Below are 17,027 nucleotides of genomic sequence, written 5' to 3' on the forward strand. Positions count from 1 at the left end.
TAGCAGGTAAACGGGGAGTGGTCCACGTTTGGGGTGTCCCGTGCCCCACTCAGCTTCGGGCCAGCACCGTCCCCACCACCTGGCGCAGCATCGACTCCGGGTCGGGGGCGGGGCCCGGGGAGCGCCAGGCCACGAAGCCGTCGGGGCGGACCAGGACCGCGCCGCCCCGGGTCACCCCGTGGGCGCGCGCCCAGTCGGTCTCCTCGTCGTCCGGGATCAGATCGGCCCCGGGGGACCCGCCCACGCGGTACGACTTCAGCGGGACCCGCATCCCGGCGGCCACCCCGGCGGCCGCCTCGTGCCAGCCGGTGGGCTGGGCGGCGTCGCTGAGCAGGACGAGGGAGTCCTCGTAGAGGTCCAGGGTGGACAGGCGGTCCTGGCCCCGGCGCACCCAGAGGTGGGGAGCCCGGCTGCCGGGTGCTCCGGTGAGGTCGAGGCCCTCCGGGACCACCGGTGTCGCCGGGTCGGCGCCGACGACCGCGCCCCGGGGGTAGCGGTAGCCGAGGGCGACATTGAGGATCCCGCGCTGCGGGCCGCCGCCGCCGGGACCGCCACCGGGGCCGCCACCAGGCGCACCACCCGCACCCCGAGGACCGTCGGGTCCGCCAGGACCACCGGTACCGCCAGGACCGCCAGGACCACCGAGGCCGCCAGGCCCGCCAGGACCGCCAGGCCCACCGGTGCCACGGCCCGCACCGCCGGGAGTACCCGCGCCCGGACCGCCACCCCCCGCGACCGGCGGCGGCGCGAAGCCCGGGTGGCTGTGCTCGACCGAGCGATGGGCGGCGCGGGCGCTGGTGGCCTCCGCGACCGGGCGCCGTTCCGTGTCGTACGTGTCCAGCAGGGCCTCGCCCGCCCAGCCCTCGAGGACCGCGGCCAGCTTCCAGGCGAGGTTGTGGGCGTCCTGGATGCCGGTGTTGGAGCCGAAGGCGCCGGTGGGGGACATCTCGTGGGCCGAGTCGCCGGCCAGCAGGACGCGGCCGGAGCGGTAGCTGCGGGCGACGCGCTGGGCGGCGTGCCAGGGGGCCTTGCCGGTGATCTCGACGTCGAGGTCGGGATCGCCGATCGCGCGGCGGATGTGGGCGGCGCAGCGCTCGTCGGTGAAGTCCTCGACGGTTTCGCCCTGTTCGGGGTGCCAGGGGGCGTGGAAGACCCAGTTCTCGCGGTTGTCGACGGGCAGGAGGGCTCCGTCGGCGTTCTCGTCCGTCAGGTAGCAGACGATGAACCGGCGGTCGCCCACCACGTCGGCGAGACGGCGCGAGCGGAAGGTGATGCTGACGTTGTGGAAGAGGTCGCCGGGTCCGCTCTGGCCGATGCCGAGCTGTTCGCGGACGGGGCTGCGGGGGCCGTCGGCGGCGACCAGGTAGTCCGCGCGGATGGTGGTGTGCTCGCCGGTCTCCCGGCTCTTCACGATCGCCGTGACGCCCTCGGTGTCGGCCTCGAAGGAGAGCAGTTCGGTGCCGAAGCGCAGGTCGCCGCCGAGGTTCGTGGCGTGCGTGAGGAGTTCGGGCTCCAGGTCGTTCTGGCTGCACAGGCACCAGGAGCTGGGGCTGAAGCGGGCCAGTCCGCCGCCCGGGTCGATCTGCTTGAACAGCCACTCCCCCGCGTCGCCGGCCAGGGTCGGCGCCTGGAGGATGCCGTGGTTGTCGGCCAGCGTGGCGGCGGCCCTGCGGATGTCCGGCTCGGTGCCGGCCACCCGGAAGATCTCCATCGTGCGGACGTTGTTGCCGCGCCCGCGGGGGTGGATGGAGGTGCCGGCGTGCCGCTCCACCAGGGTGTGCCGGACGCCCAGCCGGCCCAGGAACACCGAGGTCGACAGGCCCACCAGGGACCCGCCGACGACCAGGACCGGGACGCGGTGGGTCCGGTCGCCCCCGGGGGCGGCGCCGCCGGACCGGTCGGCTCTTTCGTTCATGATTCGTCCTCCGTTGTACGACAGGTGTCCGTCAGGGGTTGCGTCGGAAGTGCGTCGGGAGTGCGTCGGACGCGCGTTCAGATGCGCGTCAGGGATGCGTCAGGAGTGCGTCAGGGGTCCGAGAGGGGTCCGACCGAGGTGCGCCGGGGCCTTCATGCATGCCCCGTACGGCCCGTCGGGGCCCGCCACGGCGCAGGCTTCACCCGCTTAACCCTCCTGGTTCGCGGTCCCCGCGGGCACGGCCCACGATCGTGCTTACGCGACCGTCGCACCCCGCCGGCCTGGCGGGCGCCGCCGACGATCGCCCCAGTCCACGAGGATGACCGGAGAAGAGGTGGGCCGGATGACGGTCTCTCCCGTCGTAGCGACGGATGCCCCGAGCACGGACGCGACGCGGACCACAGCGACGTCGGCGACGTCGCCCGCCGTGGCGACGGACGCGGGTGGCGTGTCGATATCCGCGTTCGACGGTTCCCGCGTGCGGGTCGTCCTGATGCTGGACGTCCACGACGGAATGCAGCAGGAGTTCCTGGACGCCTACGAGCGCATCCGCGACCGGGTCGCCGCCGTTCCCGGACACGTCAGCGACCAGCTGTGCCAGTCCCTGGAGAATCCGACCCAGTGGCTCCTCACCAGTGAGTGGGAGAGCGCCGCGCCCTTCCTGGCCTGGGTCAACAGCGACGAGCACCTGGACACCGTCGAACCGCTGGCGACCTGCGTCCGTGACACCCACTCGCTGCGCTACAGCGTCCTGCGGGAGACCGACGGGGGCCGCCCGGCGCCCGGTGAGCCGCGCTCCGCGCCCCGGATCGGGGACAACGTCGTACGGCACGCCCTCACCTTCACCGTACGGCCCGGCACCGAGGCCGAGACCGCGCGGCTGCTGTCCGAGTACGTGTCGCCCGACGCCCACGTGGACGGCTCCACGCGGCTGCTGCGCACCTCGCTCTTCATGTCCGGCAACCGGATCGTGCGGGCCGTGGAGGTGCGCGGCGACCTGCAGACCGCGTTGCGCCACGTCGCCCGGCAGCCCGGGGTACGGGCCGTCGAGGAGGCGCTGAACCCGTATCTGGAGCAGGACCGGGACCTCGGCGACCCGCAGTCCGCCCGGCGCTTCTTCACCCGGGCCGCCATGCCGGCCGTCCACCACGCGACGTACCCCGACCGGTCGGGCGCGCGCCGGGAACGGCTCGCGCTGCTCTACCCGGTACGCGACGGCGCCGGTCCGGACCTGGCCCGGCTGCTGGCCCGTCAGGACGCGGCCGCCGCCCGGAACCCGGACGGCCCGGTGCTGGCGGCCACCGTCTTCCACCGCGACGACCTCGTCGTACGGCTCGTCGACGTGGACGGCGACCCCGAGGACGCGCCCGCCGAGGTCCTCGGCCTGCACGGCCGGGGCGCCGCGGATGCCGAGCGGCTGCTGGACGCCGCCGCCGTCGGCGTCGACGGGTCGCCGGCCGAGGCGGCGACGCTGTCCCGGCTGCTGCGCCGGATCCGTATGACGCCCCTGACCGACCGGCGTTCGGCCGGTTCCTGAAGCACGCCCCCGACCGCGCGGCCGGCCGGGCCCGACGGCGTGCCCGCCGGGCCGCGCGGCCTTCCGCGCCGCCCCTGCTCCCCCGCTTCCCCCGCTTCCCCCGCTTCTCCTTCTTCTCCTCCCCTCCTTCCTCCCGTCACCCCGGAGTGAACGACATGACAGACCAGCAGGTACGCATCGTCTCCCTCGGCGACATCGCCCCGAACCGCCGCCGCGGCGGAGACCTCCGCGCCCTCCTCACGCCCACCACCGCCGGGTCGACCAGCGGCTTCATGGGCGTGGCCATCGTGCAGCCCGGCGACCGCATCGCCGAGCACTACCACCCGTACTCCGAGGAGTTCGTGTACGTCACGGAGGGCGCCCTCGAGGTGGACCTGGACGGGGTGCCGCACTCGCTCGGCACCGGGCAGGGGCTGCTGATCCCGCAGGACATGCGCCACCGCTTCCGCAACGCGGGGGACGTCGAGGCGCGGCTCGTGTTCCACCTGGGGCCGCTGGCCCCGCGCCCGGAGCTGGGCCACGTCGACACGGAGGACGCGGAGGGCAACGCGCTCCCCTGCGACGGTGCGCACGCGGGCCACGCGGCCGGGCACGAGCGGCCCGCCCCCGCGGCCGAGGTGGTGTCATGACCCGGCGCCGGGTCGCCGTCACGGGCATAGGCGTCGTCGCCCCGGGCGGGATCGGCACGCCCCAGTTCTGGAGGCTGCTGTCCGAGGGCCGTACGGCGACGCGCCGCATCTCCCTGTTCGACCCGTCCGGGCTGCGCTCGCAGATCGCCGCCGAGTGCGACTTCGAGCCGTCCGACCACGGGCTCGGCCTCGCCATCGCCCAGCGCTGCGACAGGTACGTGCAGTTCGCGCTGGTGGCCGCCTCGGAGGCGGTCCGGGACGCGAACCTCGACATGAACCGCGAGGACCCCTGGCGGGCCGGTGCCACGCTCGGCACGGCGGTCGGCGGCACCACCCGGCTGGAGCACGACTACGTCCTGGTCAGCGAGCGCGGCTCGCGCTGGGACGTCGACGACCGGCGCTCCGAACCGCACCTGGAGCGCGCGTTCACCCCGGCCACCCTCTCCTCCGCGGTCGCCGAGGAGTTCGGGGTGCGCGGGCCGGTGCAGACCGTCTCCACCGGGTGCACGTCCGGCCTCGACGCCGTCGGGTACGCCTACCACGCGGTCGCCGAGGGACGCGTCGACGTGTGCCTGGCGGGCGCGGCGGACTCGCCGATATCGCCGATCACCATGGCCTGCTTCGACGCCATCAAGGCGACCTCGCCGAACAACGACGACCCCGCGCACGCCTCCCGGCCCTTCGACGCGGACCGCAACGGCTTCGTGATGGGCGAGGGCGCGGCGGTGCTGGTCCTGGAGGACCTGGAGCACGCACGGGCCCGGGGCGCGGACGTGTACTGCGAGGTCTCCGGCTACGCCACCTTCGGCAACGCCTACCACATGACCGGGCTCACCAAGGAGGGCCTGGAGATGGCGCGGGCCATCGACACGGCGCTGGACATGGCGGAACTCGACGGGTCGGCGATCGACTACGTCAACGCGCACGGCTCCGGCACCCAGCAGAACGACCGGCACGAGACCGCGGCCGTCAAACGCTCGCTGGGCGAGCACGCCTACGCGACGCCGATGAGCTCCATCAAGTCCATGGTGGGCCACTCGCTCGGCGCGATCGGCTCCATCGAACTGGCCGCGTGCGTCCTGGCGATGGCCCACCAGGTGGTGCCGCCCACCGCCAACTACACGACCCCCGACCCCGAGTGCGACCTGGACTACGTGCCGCGCGAGGCACGGGAGCGGACGCTGCGGCACGTGCTGTCGGTGGGCAGCGGCTTCGGCGGCTTCCAGTCCGCGGTCGTACTGAGCGGCAGTGAAGGAGGGCTGCGATGAGCGGACCACAACGGACCGGCACCGGCGGTGGGAGCCGGCGAGCGGTCGTCACCGGACTCGGCGTGGTGTCGCCGCACGGCACCGGTGTCGAGGCGCACTGGAAGGCGGTCGCCGACGGCATCAGCAGTCTCGGTCCCGTCACCCGGGAGGGCTGCGCGCACCTGCCGCTGCGGGTCGCGGGCGAGGTGCACGGCTTCGACGCGGCCGAGACGGTCGAGGACCGCTTCCTCGTCCAGACCGACCGGTTCACGCACTTCGCGCTGTCCGCGACCCAGCACGCGCTGGCCGACGCCCGGTTCGGCCGGGCCGACGTCGACTCGCCGTACTCGGTCGGCGTGGTCACCGCGGCGGGTTCGGGCGGCGGCGAGTTCGGGCAGCGGGAGCTGCAGAACCTGTGGGGGCACGGCTCGCGCCACGTCGGCCCGTACCAGTCGATCGCCTGGTTCTACGCGGCCAGCACCGGTCAGGTCTCCATACGCAACGACTTCAAGGGCCCCTGCGGGGTCGTGGCCGCCGACGAGGCGGGCGGCCTGGACGCCCTGGCGCACGCGGCGCTGGCCGTGCGCAACGGCACCGACACGGTGGTCTGCGGCGCGACGGAGGCGCCGCTGGCCCCGTACTCGATCGTCTGCCAGCTGGGTTACCCCGAGCTGAGCAGGGCCGCCGAACCCGACCGCGCCTACCGCCCGTTCACCGAGGCGGCCTGCGGTTTCGCACCGGCCGAGGGCGGTGCCGTGCTCGTCGTGGAGGAGGAGGAGGCGGCCCGGGAGCGCGGGGCGGACGTGCGGGCGACGGTGGCCGGGCACGCGGCGACCTTCACCGGGCCCGGCCGCTGGGCCGATTCCCGGGAGGGGCTGGCCCGCGCCATCGGGGGCGCCCTGGCCGAGGCGGGGTGCCGGCCCGAGGAGGTCGACGTGGTCTTCGCGGACGCCCTCGGGGTCCCGGAGGCCGACCGGGCCGAGGCGCTGGCGCTGGCCGACGCGCTGGGCCCGCACGCCGCGCGGGTGCCGGTCACCGCGCCCAAGACCGGGACCGGACGGGCGTACTGCGCGGCGCCGGTGCTGGACGTGGCGACGGCGGTGCTCGCGATGGAGCACGGGCTGATCCCGCCGACCCCGCACGTGCGGGACGTGTGCCACGACCTGGACCTGGTGACCGGCCGGGCCCGCCCCGCCGAGCCGCGCACGGCCCTGGTCCTGGCGCGCGGCCTCATGGGGTCCAACTCGGCGCTCGTCCTGCGCCGGGGTGCGGTACCGCCCGAGGGCGGCTGACGGCAGAACGACGACCAACGGCCACGGGTGATGCCCGTGGCCGGCCAACCGAGACAAGGAGGACACCCATGACCGATCAGCAGCTGGACTACCAGGTGACCGTCGAGGAGCTGTCGGCGCTGATGAAGCGCACCGCCGGCGTGCACGTCGACCCGGTCACCCTCCGGCAGCAGGCCGACGACGGTTTCGACACCTTCGGCCTGGACTCCCTCGGCCTGCTGGGCATCGTGGCCGAGCTGGAGAAGCGGTACGGACTGGGCCTGCCCGAGCAGGCCGAGCGCTGCAAGACGCCCGCGGATTTCCTCGCGCTGGTCAACGGCGCCCTCAAGACGGGAGTGTGACATGGCAGGGCACACCGACAACGAGATCACCATCGCCGCCCCGATGGAGCTGGTCTGGAACATGACCAACGACATCGAGAAGTGGCCCGGCCTGTTCAGCGAGTACGCCTCCGTGGAGGTGCTCGGGCGCGACGACGACAAGGTCACCTTCCGGCTCACGATGCACCCGGACGCCGACGGCAAGGTGTGGAGCTGGGTCTCCGAGCGGGTCGCCGACCCCGTCACCCGCACCGTCCGCGCCCAGCGGGTCGAGACCGGGCCCTTCCAGTACATGAACATCGTCTGGGAGTACGCGGAGACCGCCGAGGGCACCGTCATGCGCTGGACGCAGGACTTCGCGATGAAGCCGGACGCGCCCGTGGACGACGCCTGGATGACGGACAACATCAACCGCAACTCGCGTACGCAGATGGCGCTGATCCGGGACCGGATCGAGCAGGCGGCGGGCGAGCGGCGGACCGCGTCGGTGCTCGCCGACTGACCCGTACGGACATCGGCGAAGGGCAGCACCCTCATGCACCACACACTGATCGTCGCCCGGATGGCACCCGGCGCGGCACCGGACATCGCGAAGGTGTTCGCGGAGTCCGACAGCGGCGAGCTGCCGCACCTGGTGGGCGTCAACCGGCGCAGCCTCTTCGAGTTCGGTGACGGCGTGTACCTGCACCTCATCGAGAGCGACGAGGACCCGGCCCCCACCATCGGCAGGCTGACCGGGCACCCGGAGTTCCGCCAGGTCAGCGAGCGGCTCGAACCGTACGTCTCGGCGTACGACCCGGCGACGTGGCGCGGTCCGAAGGACGCGATGGCGCGCTGCTTCTACCGCTGGGAGCGGACCTCCGCCGGCTGACGGCACTCCGTCCCCGCATGCGTCGGGGTCGCCCGGATTGTTTCCGGGCGACCCCGACGAAGACGTTCCGGGGCATCGAACGGTTGCCCGCACGGACCGCATGTCCGCGTGAGAAGGGACACTTCGGAAACCGTGATGTTTTCGCACGTCCGTCCGCTTGGATCATCGGGGCGCGACGGCACCGCAGTCCGCTGTGCCGGGCCGACCGGGCCAGCCCCGCCGACCAGCAGAGAGGACGCACACCGTGGGCCGATCCACCGCCCGCCGGGCCGGCCGAAGAACCGGGCCGGACGGTGCCGGACACAGGCCGCGCGCCCGCAGGCGCAGCCGCCGCGGACCCGCCCGAGCGGTCCTGGCCTGCCTCGCCCTCGGGGCGGTCCTGCTCACCGCGGGGGCGGCCGTCGCGTACTGGCGGGAGACCCGGCCGCCGGTGACGGACGACCAGGTGGCCGACGTCACGGACGCGCTGGACGCCTCGACCCGGACGCCTTCGGCCTCCCCCTCCCCCTCGGCGTCACCGTCCCCGAAGGCCTCCGCGTCGGCCTCGGCCTCACCCTCGGCCTCGGCCTCGCCCTCCGCCACCACCATCGCCATTCCGGCGACCGGTCCCGGCACCTTCGTCACCGCCCGGGCCGACGGCACGACCGTGGGCACCGGCAGCCGGGTACGCCGCTACAAGGTCCTGGTCGAGGAGGGCCTCGACATCCGGCCGAGCGCCGCCGCCGCCGAGATATCCGAGGTGCTCGCCGACCGCCGCGGCTGGACCCAGGACGGGACCAACTCCTTCCGGCTGGTCAGCAGCGGCTCCTACGACTTCGTGGTGAAGATCGCCACGCCGGGCACCGTCGACCGGATCTGCGGCGCGGCGGGCCTGCTCACCCGGGGCGAGGTCAATTGCAGCGTCGGCACGGACGTCGTGGTGAACCTCAAGCGCTGGGTGCTGGGCTCCCCCCAGTTCGACGGACCGATCCACGAGTACCGGGCCCTGATCGTGAACCACGAGGTCGGTCACCGCATCGGCCACGGCCACGAGACATGCCCCGGAGCGGGCCGGCCCGCTCCGGCGATGATGCAGCAGATCAAGGGCCTCAAGGGATGCGTGGCCAACGCCTGGCCCTACGACGAGAAGGGCGACTACCTGGGCGGCCCGGCGGTGTCCTGAGCCCGTTTCCGGGTGATGATCGGTCCATGACCACCACACCGCGCTTCGATCCCCGTGTCCTGCTGGCCGAGAGCCGGCTCGGCGTACTGGCGACGATCAAGTCGGACGGCCGCCCGCAGCTCTCGCCCGTCATGCCCGCCTACGACCCCGAGGCGGGCGTCATCCGGGTCTCCACCCGCGAGGGCCTCGCCAAGACGGCGAACCTGCGCCGGGACCCGCGGGCCGCACTGGAGGTGACCGCCCCGGACGGCAGGTCCTGGGCCACCGCCGAGGGCGTCGCCACCCTCACCGGTCCGGGTGCCGACCCGCACGGACCGGAGGTCGAGGCGCTGGTGGAGTACTACCGCGCCGCGGCCGGGGAGCACCCGGACTGGGACGAGTACCGGTCGACGATGGTGTCCGACCGCCGGGTGCTGCTCACCATCACGGTCGAGCGCGTGTACGGCGCCGACATCGGCTGACCGGCGCGGCGACGGCCCGGGAGCGGGTCCCTCGCCGGGCCCGCAAGTTCCGTGCCGGAGCGGTGAAGGATCCGGCCGCCGCTTCCGTACTTCCTGGCGTACCGGTACGCGCACGAGCACACGTGCGCGTACCTCGCGTCCCCGCGTCGCCCCTGGAGGCACCATGCGCCTGTCCCGCAGCAGGATCGGAGTCGTCGTCCTGTTCGGTGCGATGACCCTGACCCTCACCGCGCTGGCCTTCCCGGCCGTGCTCGGTCTGGACAAGGCCGACGGCAACCAGAACCGGGTGGTGGCCAGTACGAAGTTCGGTCCGCTCACCGAGGCCGACCGCGACTTCGTGGTGAAGGTCCGCGCCGCCGGACTGTGGGAGTACCCGCTGGGCGAGATGGTGATGGAGCGCGGCACGACGAAGGCGATGAAGACGGCCGGGGAGCATCTGGTCGTCGGGCACGCCGGACTCGACGCGATGTGCCGCGAGATCTCCCCCGAGCTGGGCATCACGCTGCCCAACCGGGCCTCCCCGCAGCAGGAGGGCTTCGTGGCCGCCGTGGACGCCGAGAGCGGCAGGGAGTTCGACTCTTCGGCGGTCAACATCATGCGGGTGACCCACGGTCAGATCTTCCCGGCCATCGCCAAGATCCGGGCCTCCACCAAGAACACCCTCGTGCGGCAGCTGGCGGACCTGGCCAACGACACCGTCCTGGACCACATCACGGTGCTGGAGAAGACCGGGCTGGTCGAGTACGACGACGTCACCTTCAAGCAGACGGGCCCGGCGAAGCTGCCGAGGGAGAAGGTCACCCCGCCCCCGCCGCAGCCCGGCGAGCGGGTGCTGGTGCTCAAGCCGCGCCCCGACCTGAACGTGAACACCGCCTCCCCGACGCCCGCCCCGTCCCCGGCGGCTCCCTGAGGACCCCGGGGGGCGAGGGCCCGGGCGCGGCGGCGCGGCGCGCGAACCCGACGCGAACCCGACGCGGGCGCGGTGCGCGGCGCGCGAACCCGACGCGGGCACGGTCACCGATTACGACCCAGTCACGACCGGCGGCACGGGGAACGGGCCGCCACGCGCGCACGTTCTTCGCAGGTGGCGGGCGACGGTGTCCGCCGGGCCATGACCATCCGGCGCCGGAGCCGGTGGTGGGCGGCCGTTCCCCTGCTCCCGCCCGCGTCCGTCCGGAGCCGACGACAGGAGGAGCGGGACCATGACCGCTTCCGGACCGGGCGGCGGCGACACCCCGGACGGACCGGACGATGCGCCGGTCGTCCCCGAGTACGTCTGGCGACTGTTCCTGGAGGACGACGAGCGCGCCATCCACGCCTCCGCCCCCCGGGAACCCGCCGCACGGGACCGGATCCCCGGCCGCACGCGGCCGGAGCCTCCCGCCGACTGCTCCGGCCACCCCGGCCGCGCCCACGACACGGTCGGTGAGCCGTGGCGCCGGGAGGACGCGTGGGCCGGACCGGCCTGGCGCGAGCTGGACGGGCGGGCCCGGCTGCGGCGGACGGGCCGCGTGCTCGGCACGGCGGCCGCGGTCGCCCTCGCCGTGACCGCGTGGTCGCAGCTGACCACCGGACCGGCTACCCCGGGCGGCGGCCCCGCCGAGACGATCGGGCAGCGCCTGGAGGAAAGCCCCGCCCTGCCCTCGCCGGCCTCCGTGGCGGACACGCCGGCGTCCGCGGAGTCCGCCGGCGCGAGCCCCGCCGCCTTCGAACCCGCCCCGTCCGCGATACCCCGGGCGCCCGCGTCCACCCGGACCTTCGGCTGACCGCGCGGCGGCCGGCTCCGGGTCAGGCGCTGCGCCTGCGGGACGCCGTCTTCTTGGCGGTGCTCTTGGCCGCGCCCTTGTCGCCGCTGCGGGCCGTGCTCCTGGCCGTGGCCTTCTTGGCGGTGCCCTTGGCGGGACTCCCGGCCGCCGTCTTCTTCGCGGACCCGGCGGCCTTGGCCGTCGACTTCTTCGGCTCCGCCCTCTTCGCCGCCGTCTTCTTCGCGGCCGTCGACGTCGACTTCTTGCCCCCGGTCTCCTTCGGGGCCCGGGACGAGGTCTTGCGCCGCGACAGGGACCTGACCTCCGCCTCCTCCGCCGGGCCCGCCCCCTCGGCGTCCCGGGACTCCCGCGCCGCCCGCACGCTGCTCTCCAGTGCCGCCATCAGGTCGAGCACCTTCCCGGGCGCCGCCTCCTCGCGGGCCTCCGGGGGCTTCTCACCGGAGGCCTTGGCGGCGACGACCTCCTCGACGGCCTCCCGGTACTCGTCGTGCAGGTCGTCCAGGTCGATCTCACCGAGGGTGTCCATGAGGGCGTCGGCGAGGTCCAGTTCCTGGTCGCGCACGGTGACCCCGCCTTCGGGGGCGACGCCCTCGGGGGCGCGGACCTCGTCCGGCCACAGCAGCCCGTGCATCGCGATGGCGTCGCCGACGACCCGGAGCATGCCCAGGCGCTCCCGGCCGCGCAGCGCGAACTTGGCGATCGCCACCCGGTTGCTGCGCTTGAGCGCCTCGCGCAGCAGCGTGTACGGCTTGGCGGCCGGGGCGCCGCTGGCCGCGAGGTAGTAGGCGGAGCCCATCTGGAGCGGATCGATGCGGTCCTCGGGCACGAAGGCGACGATCTCGATCGTGCGGGCCGTCGGGATCGGCAGCTGGGACAGGTCCTCGTCGGTGATCGGGATCATCGAACCGTCGGCGTCCTCGTAGGCCTTGCCGATCTCGGCCTGGGTGACCTCGCGGTCCTCCAGTTCGCACACCTTGCGGTAGCGGATCCGGCCGCCGTCCTCCGTGTGGATCTGCCGGAAGGAGACGGAGTGGCTCTCGGTGGCGTTCACCAGCTTGATCGGGATGCTGACCAGGCCGAAGGAGATGGCGCCGTTCCAGATGGATCGCACGTGCAGCACCGTTCCTTTCGGGCGTTTTGTGACTGTTTCATGAGATTCTCATGGTATGGCGCCGATGACGGAAGTGGAGGGGCGGCGGGTGGCCCTCAGCAACCTGGACAAGGTGCTGTATCCCGCGGCCGGCCTCACCAAGGGCGAGCTGCTGCACTACTACGCGACGACCGCCGAGGTGCTGCTGCCGCACCTGCGGGACCGCGCGGTCTCCTTCCTGCGGTATCCGGACGGCCCGGACGGCCAGGTGTTCTTCACCAAGAACGTGCCGCCGGGTACGCCCGACTGGGTCACCACGGCCGAGGTGCCCCGCTCGGAGGGCCCGGCCCGGATGGTGCTGGTGCAGGACCTGGCGAGCCTGATGTGGGCGGCGAACCTGGTGACCGAGTTCCACACCCACCAGTGGACCGTGGACGATCCCGGCGAGGCCGACCGGCTGGTGTTCGACCTGGACCCGGGGCCGCCCGCGACCGTGGTGCAGTGCTGCGAGGTCGCGCTGTGGCTGCGGGAGCGGCTGGCGGCGGACGGGGTCGAGGCGTACGCCAAGACCTCCGGGGCCAAGGGGCTGCACCTGCTGGCGGGGGTGCGGGGCGCGTCCTCGGAGCGGGTGTCGGAGTACGCGAAGGGGCTCGCCGTGGAGGCGGAGCGGGCGCTGCCGGAGCTGGTGGTGCACCGGATGACGCGCAGCCTGCGGCCCGGGAAGGTGTTCGTGGACTGGAGCCAGAACGCCGCCCGCAAGACCACGGCCGCCCCGTACACCGTGCGCGCCCGCGGCGTGCCCGCGGTCTCCACGCCGGTGACGTGGGAGGAGGTCGCCGGGTGCGGGCGGGCGGAGCGGTTCGCCTTCCTGACGCCGGACGTCGGACGGCGGGTGCGGGACCACGGCGACCTGCTGGCCCCGCTGTTCGACCGGCGGCGGGCGGCGGCGCTGCCCTGAGCCGGGCCCTCGGACGGACCGCGGACGCCGTACGGACCTCGGAGGCGGACGGGTCCTCGGACGCGGACGGACCTCGGAAGCGGGCGTGCCCTCAGACGCCCTGCCAGGTGGCCCGGTCCCGGGCCATGGCGTGCAGGGCCTCCACGTCCGCCGGTTTCAGCACCCCGCCCGTCCGGGCCAGGTCCGGCAGCTCCCGGTCCGTGAGGACGCGCACCGAGCGGGGCGGGGCGGTGACGGTCACGTGCGCCGGCCCGGCGAGGACGAGCACCGGGTGGACCTCGGCCGTCAGGGCGTACGAGGCCCGGTCGGCGTCGGCGCGGACCCGGTCCAGCAGGGGGCGGGGGGTCCGGCGGCCCAGCGCCACCAGCGGGTCGGCGACCCGCACCCGTTGTCCGCGGGCGGGCAGCACGTGGAGGGCGAAGAGACCACCGGGCCCGATCAGCAGGTGGTGGATACGGTCGCCGCCGGGCAGCGGGAGCGAGTGCAGGGTGTGCAGGCCGGCGCCGTCGAGGCGGTCGAGGGCGGTCCCGGTCGCCTGCTCGGCGGCCAGCGCCCGGCGGCGCGGGTCGGGGCGCAGCCGGTGTGCCGGGCCCGGCGCGCGTTCCAGGGCGACCAGGAGGGCCTCGCCGGGCCGGTTGGGGGCCAGGTCGTCGTCGGGGTGCAGGGTGAGCCGGGCCAGCTCGGCCGGGGTCGGGACCGGCGGCGGGCCGACCGTGACCGGGCCGGTGACGAAGGGGCCGAGGGCCTGGAGCACCTCGGCCCTGCGGTCGTCGCTCAGCAGGCTGACGCGGGCCTCCTCGCGGTCGTACCAGGCGACGTTCCCGCCGTCCGGGAGGCAGACGTAGAGCCGTTCCCGGCCGTGTCGCCGGGTCGGCACGACGCGCAGTCCGTCCATGCCATCACCACCCCCGCCCATGGGAGCAGGCGAGGTGCCGCGAGGGCAAGAAGCCGGTTGCTTTCGGGACGAGTTGGGCAGACCCTGGGCGGGACTGGGGAGGTGGCTGTGCGTACCCGTGGGAAAGGTCCGGACGTGCCGGCCCCGGACCGGCCGTGGGACGAGATCGTGCCGGGCCTGTGGATGGGCGGGCACGAGTTCCGGCCCACGCCGGGGCGGCTGGAGTTCGCCGTGGTGCGGGCCGAGTTCGACCTCGTGCAGACGCTGCTGCGGCTGCCCGGGCACGGGCCGGACGAAGGCGTCGAGCACCATGTGTGGCCGATCCCGGACGGGCCCCTGGACGGCACCCAGCTCGCCGGGGTGATCCGGCTGGCCCGGGCCGCGGACGAGGCGCTGGACGGCGGCCGCAAGGTCCTCGTCCGCTGCTACCACGGGTACAACCGCTCCGGTCTCGTCGTCGCGCACACCCTGATGCGCCGGGGCAGCGGCGCCGAGGAGGCGATCCGGCTGGTCCGGGCCCGGCGCTCGCCGTGGGCGCTGCACAACGAGCTGTTCGTGGCCTATCTCCGGACCGGCCTGGCCACCGTGCGGCTGCTGGAGGAACCGGCCGAGTAGCCCGGCGGGCCCGTGCGCACGCAAAATGGCCTTCCGTACGGCGTCGCGTGCGGTGCCGCGATGCCCGCGGTGCCGCCCGCGGCCGTGCGGGACCGCCGACGCCGATCCCCCGAACCCCAGGAGTGCAGTGCTCCCGAGCCGCCGCGGGCGCCCCGCCCGCGTCCCCGCCGCCCTCGCGCTGCTCCTGGCGACCGCCGCGACCGGCGTGCTGGCGGCCTGCGGGGACACCGGCGGCCTGGAGAGTGCCGGGGCGACGCCCGCCGCGCACCATCCGGCCCGGCTGTGGCCCGGCCTGACCCCGGCGTCCAGTCCGGCGTACGACATCGGCGAGGTGGAGCACGCGCCGATGAAGGGCGTCGCCGTGCCCGGTGGCGACATCCGCAGGGCGGACCCGGTGGCCGCGGTGCGGGCCGAGATCGCCGCGCACCCGGACGACTACGCGGGCGCCGGGGCGCGGTACCACGAGACGTCGGCGCGGATGGCGGACTGCGGCGCGGACGGTGCCGGGGACGAGCCCGGCGGCTGCCCGGTGCTGCGGCCGTACTACCGCGACCTGACCGGGGACGGGCGTCCCGAGATGACGCTGGGTTTCCGGCTGCTGCCGGACCGGCTGACCGCCGTGCGGGTCTACACCGTCGAGAAGGACCGGCTCGTGCGGATCATGTCCTACGAGGACGCCGTGAGCGCGGTCGAGCTGGCCGGGCGCACGGTGATCGTCCGCTCGCCCTCGGAGGTCGCCGGGTACGAGTACCGCCTTCAGTGGACCTGGGACGCCGACCAGCGGGCCATGCTGCTGACCAGCGACGAGATGCTGCGCACCGACGACGGCGGACGGCACGCCAGGCGTCCCTCCGCCTCGCCGTCGCCCTCCGTGTCGCGCTCGGCCGCACCACCCTCGTCGCCCCCGGCCGCACCGTCCGCGTCGCCCTCGGCGAGCGCCCGGTGAGGCTCGCCCTCCCTCGGTGGACCGGACCGCTGGCCGTGAAGGCGGCCGTCTTCATCACCGTGATGTGCTGCGGGCTCGCCGCGCTGCTCGGCGTCCTGGTGCACGTCTCGGTGACCAACCGGACCGTCGGCCAGGCGCGCGACGCGGCCCTGTCCCGGCTGGGCGAGGCGACCGAGTCCTACGAGGCGGGGGATCCGCTGCGGCGCGGGGCCGGCATCGATCCGGCGGGGCTGCCGCGGCAGCTGCGCGAACTGGCCGCCTCGGGCCGGCGCGGCACGATGCTCGCCGAGTACGCGGGGCGCCCCACGATGTGGGCGGCGGGGCCGGCCGACGGCGGCCGGGTGCTGGCGGTGCGGGTCGACCACTCCCAGGGACAGGCCACCATCGACGGCCTGGACGGCACGCTCGTGTGGTCGTCGGCGCTGGCGATCGGGGCGACGCTGCTGGTCGGCGCGTTCGCGGTGACGCGGGTGACGCGGCGGCTGCACACGACGGCGCGGGTGGCACGGCGGATCAGCGCGGGCGACCTCGACGCGCGGGTGGGTGATCCGCGCGCGCAGGATCCGACGCGCCCGCAGGACGAGGTGGCGTCGGTCGCCGCCGCGCTGGACTCCATGGCCTCGTCGTTGCAGGGCAAGCTGCTGGCCGAGCAGCGGTTCACCGCGGACGTGGCGCACGAGCTGCGCACCCCGCTCACCGGACTGCACGCGGCGGCCGAGCTGCTGCCGCCGGGCCGCCCCACCGAGCTGGTGCGGGACCGGGTGGCGGCGCTGCGCACGCTCACCGAGGACCTGCTGGAGATCTCCCGGCTGGAGAGCGGGCGGGAGCGGCCGGCGACGGAGCCGGAGGAGCTGGGCGCGCTGGTCCGGCGGGTCCTGCGGGGCTCGGGCACCGACACGCGCGTGGACGTCGTACGGGACGCGCGGGTGGAGACCGACCGGCGGCGTCTGGAGCGGGTGCTGGGCAACCTGGTCGCGAACGCCCACCGGCACGGGCGGGCGCCGGTGGTGCTGACCGTGGACGGTGCGGTGATCACCGTGCGGGACCACGGGGACGGCTATCCGGAGTACCTGCTCGCGCACGGCCCGCAGCGCTTTCGCACCGAGGGCGGGGCGAAGGGGCACGGCCTGGGGCTGACGATCGCGCTGGGGCAGGCCGAGGTGCTCGGGGCGCGGCTGGAGTTCACCAATCCGCCGGACGGCGGTGCGCTGGCCCGGCTGACGCTGCCTCAGCAGCCCTGACCACGGCGTCTTCCCCGATGGCTCAGTGCGGCGGGCGGGGCCTGCGGGGCGCTCCTAATGTGGCGGTTAGTCACCTGAAGAC

General features: G+C 74.5%; 18 protein-coding genes. 15 read left to right on the forward strand and 3 right to left on the reverse strand.

Annotation, left to right across the window (positions count from 1 at the left end):
• Nucleotides 1-49: 49 nt before the first annotated feature.
• Nucleotides 50-1,915: an FAD-dependent oxidoreductase gene (locus R2E43_RS11930; RefSeq protein ID WP_332056184.1), complete on the reverse strand. Its 1,866-nt coding sequence runs from the start codon at nucleotides 1,913-1,915 to the stop codon at nucleotides 50-52.
• A gap of 343 nt (nucleotides 1,916-2,258) precedes the next feature.
• Between R2E43_RS11930 and R2E43_RS11935 the strand changes: the two genes are divergently transcribed.
• From R2E43_RS11935 to R2E43_RS11985, 11 genes are all read left to right on the forward strand, one after another.
• Nucleotides 2,259-3,452 carry a SchA/CurD-like domain-containing protein gene (locus R2E43_RS11935; protein WP_003973652.1) on the forward strand — a complete coding sequence of 398 codons (1,194 nt, stop codon included), beginning with the start codon at nucleotides 2,259-2,261 and terminating at the stop codon, nucleotides 3,450-3,452.
• A gap of 155 nt (nucleotides 3,453-3,607) precedes the next feature.
• Complete coding sequence (locus R2E43_RS11940; protein WP_003973653.1) at nucleotides 3,608-4,081, forward strand: cupin domain-containing protein; 474 nt, start codon at nucleotides 3,608-3,610, stop codon at nucleotides 4,079-4,081.
• The gene (locus R2E43_RS11945) at nucleotides 4,078-5,349 is read left to right on the forward strand and encodes a beta-ketoacyl-[acyl-carrier-protein] synthase family protein (RefSeq protein ID WP_332056185.1); all 1,272 of its coding nucleotides are present in this window, start codon (nucleotides 4,078-4,080) and stop codon (nucleotides 5,347-5,349) included. The genes R2E43_RS11940 and R2E43_RS11945 overlap by 4 nt, the downstream gene beginning before the upstream one ends.
• A complete protein-coding gene (locus tag R2E43_RS11950) occupies nucleotides 5,346-6,620 on the forward strand; it encodes a ketosynthase chain-length factor (RefSeq protein WP_106517740.1) in 1,275 nt (424 codons plus the stop codon). The genes R2E43_RS11945 and R2E43_RS11950 overlap by 4 nt, the downstream gene beginning before the upstream one ends.
• 68 nt (nucleotides 6,621-6,688) lie before the next feature.
• Nucleotides 6,689-6,961, forward strand: a complete 273-nt coding sequence (locus R2E43_RS11955; RefSeq protein ID WP_011030170.1) for an acyl carrier protein — start codon at nucleotides 6,689-6,691, stop codon at nucleotides 6,959-6,961.
• A 1-nt stretch (nucleotide 6,962) separates the two neighbouring features.
• Nucleotides 6,963-7,442, forward strand: a complete 480-nt coding sequence (locus tag R2E43_RS11960; RefSeq protein WP_003973657.1) for an SRPBCC family protein — start codon at nucleotides 6,963-6,965, stop codon at nucleotides 7,440-7,442.
• Between the two features lie 33 nt (nucleotides 7,443-7,475).
• Nucleotides 7,476-7,811 carry a TcmI family type II polyketide cyclase gene (locus R2E43_RS11965; protein ID WP_003973658.1) on the forward strand — a complete coding sequence of 112 codons (336 nt, stop codon included), beginning with the start codon at nucleotides 7,476-7,478 and terminating at the stop codon, nucleotides 7,809-7,811.
• 244 nt (nucleotides 7,812-8,055) lie between these two features.
• Complete coding sequence (locus R2E43_RS11970) at nucleotides 8,056-8,973, forward strand: DUF3152 domain-containing protein (RefSeq protein ID WP_030872668.1); 918 nt, start codon at nucleotides 8,056-8,058, stop codon at nucleotides 8,971-8,973.
• Between the two features lie 26 nt (nucleotides 8,974-8,999).
• Entirely contained in the window at nucleotides 9,000-9,434 is a 435-nt protein-coding gene (locus R2E43_RS11975; protein WP_003973660.1) for a PPOX class F420-dependent oxidoreductase, read from the forward strand.
• A gap of 163 nt (nucleotides 9,435-9,597) precedes the next feature.
• Complete coding sequence (locus R2E43_RS11980; protein ID WP_003973661.1) at nucleotides 9,598-10,344, forward strand: DUF4142 domain-containing protein; 747 nt, start codon at nucleotides 9,598-9,600, stop codon at nucleotides 10,342-10,344.
• 292 nt (nucleotides 10,345-10,636) lie between these two features.
• Entirely contained in the window at nucleotides 10,637-11,200 is a 564-nt protein-coding gene (locus tag R2E43_RS11985) for a hypothetical protein (RefSeq protein ID WP_011030167.1), read from the forward strand.
• 22 nt (nucleotides 11,201-11,222) lie between these two features.
• On the opposite strand, the gene ku is transcribed toward R2E43_RS11985, so the two are convergent.
• On the reverse strand, nucleotides 11,223-12,311 hold the full coding sequence (ku, locus tag R2E43_RS11990) for a non-homologous end joining protein Ku (RefSeq protein WP_189283899.1): 1,089 nt from the start codon (nucleotides 12,309-12,311) through the stop codon (nucleotides 11,223-11,225).
• A gap of 55 nt (nucleotides 12,312-12,366) precedes the next feature.
• Between ku and ligD the strand changes: the two genes are divergently transcribed.
• Nucleotides 12,367-13,248 carry a non-homologous end-joining DNA ligase gene (ligD, locus tag R2E43_RS11995; RefSeq protein ID WP_332056186.1) on the forward strand — a complete coding sequence of 294 codons (882 nt, stop codon included), beginning with the start codon at nucleotides 12,367-12,369 and terminating at the stop codon, nucleotides 13,246-13,248.
• A 91-nt stretch (nucleotides 13,249-13,339) separates the two neighbouring features.
• On the opposite strand, the gene R2E43_RS12000 is transcribed toward ligD, so the two are convergent.
• Nucleotides 13,340-14,143 carry an NERD domain-containing protein gene (locus R2E43_RS12000; protein ID WP_332056187.1) on the reverse strand — a complete coding sequence of 268 codons (804 nt, stop codon included), beginning with the start codon at nucleotides 14,141-14,143 and terminating at the stop codon, nucleotides 13,340-13,342.
• Nucleotides 14,144-14,251: 108 nt separating this feature from the next.
• Here R2E43_RS12000 and R2E43_RS12005 point away from each other — a divergent pair, with 108 nt between their 5' ends.
• The 3 genes from R2E43_RS12005 (at nucleotide 14,252) to R2E43_RS12015 (ending at nucleotide 16,945) form a co-directional block, all read left to right on the forward strand.
• Nucleotides 14,252-14,758 carry a protein-tyrosine phosphatase family protein gene (locus tag R2E43_RS12005; protein ID WP_332056188.1) on the forward strand — a complete coding sequence of 169 codons (507 nt, stop codon included), beginning with the start codon at nucleotides 14,252-14,254 and terminating at the stop codon, nucleotides 14,756-14,758.
• Nucleotides 14,759-14,885: 127 nt separating this feature from the next.
• Entirely contained in the window at nucleotides 14,886-15,704 is an 819-nt protein-coding gene (locus R2E43_RS12010; protein WP_011030164.1) for a lipoprotein, read from the forward strand.
• The gene (locus R2E43_RS12015; RefSeq protein ID WP_003973667.1) at nucleotides 15,701-16,945 is read left to right on the forward strand and encodes an ATP-binding protein; all 1,245 of its coding nucleotides are present in this window, start codon (nucleotides 15,701-15,703) and stop codon (nucleotides 16,943-16,945) included. The genes R2E43_RS12010 and R2E43_RS12015 overlap by 4 nt, the downstream gene beginning before the upstream one ends.
• Nucleotides 16,946-17,027 lie beyond the last annotated feature (82 nt).

Origin of the sequence: Streptomyces violaceoruber (assembly GCF_033406955.1) — a bacterium.
In the GTDB taxonomy this organism is placed as follows: domain Bacteria; phylum Actinomycetota; class Actinomycetes; order Streptomycetales; family Streptomycetaceae; genus Streptomyces; species Streptomyces violaceoruber.

Coding starts and splice junctions, on each gene's coding strand:
- R2E43_RS12000 (WP_332056187.1), bottom strand. CDS start 14,143: ATGGACGGACTGCGCGTCGTGCCGACCCGGCGACACGGCCGGGAACGG.
- R2E43_RS11945 (WP_332056185.1), top strand. CDS start 4,078: ATGACCCGGCGCCGGGTCGCCGTCACGGGCATAGGCGTCGTCGCCCCG.
- R2E43_RS11940 (WP_003973653.1), top strand. CDS start 3,608: ATGACAGACCAGCAGGTACGCATCGTCTCCCTCGGCGACATCGCCCCG.
- R2E43_RS11960 (WP_003973657.1), top strand. CDS start 6,963: ATGGCAGGGCACACCGACAACGAGATCACCATCGCCGCCCCGATGGAG.
- R2E43_RS11975 (WP_003973660.1), top strand. CDS start 9,000: ATGACCACCACACCGCGCTTCGATCCCCGTGTCCTGCTGGCCGAGAGC.
- R2E43_RS11985 (WP_011030167.1), top strand. CDS start 10,637: ATGACCGCTTCCGGACCGGGCGGCGGCGACACCCCGGACGGACCGGAC.
- ligD (WP_332056186.1), top strand. CDS start 12,367: ATGGCGCCGATGACGGAAGTGGAGGGGCGGCGGGTGGCCCTCAGCAAC.
- R2E43_RS11935 (WP_003973652.1), top strand. CDS start 2,259: ATGACGGTCTCTCCCGTCGTAGCGACGGATGCCCCGAGCACGGACGCG.
- R2E43_RS11965 (WP_003973658.1), top strand. CDS start 7,476: ATGCACCACACACTGATCGTCGCCCGGATGGCACCCGGCGCGGCACCG.
- R2E43_RS11950 (WP_106517740.1), top strand. CDS start 5,346: ATGAGCGGACCACAACGGACCGGCACCGGCGGTGGGAGCCGGCGAGCG.
- R2E43_RS11955 (WP_011030170.1), top strand. CDS start 6,689: ATGACCGATCAGCAGCTGGACTACCAGGTGACCGTCGAGGAGCTGTCG.
- R2E43_RS11980 (WP_003973661.1), top strand. CDS start 9,598: ATGCGCCTGTCCCGCAGCAGGATCGGAGTCGTCGTCCTGTTCGGTGCG.
- R2E43_RS11930 (WP_332056184.1), bottom strand. CDS start 1,915: ATGAACGAAAGAGCCGACCGGTCCGGCGGCGCCGCCCCCGGGGGCGAC.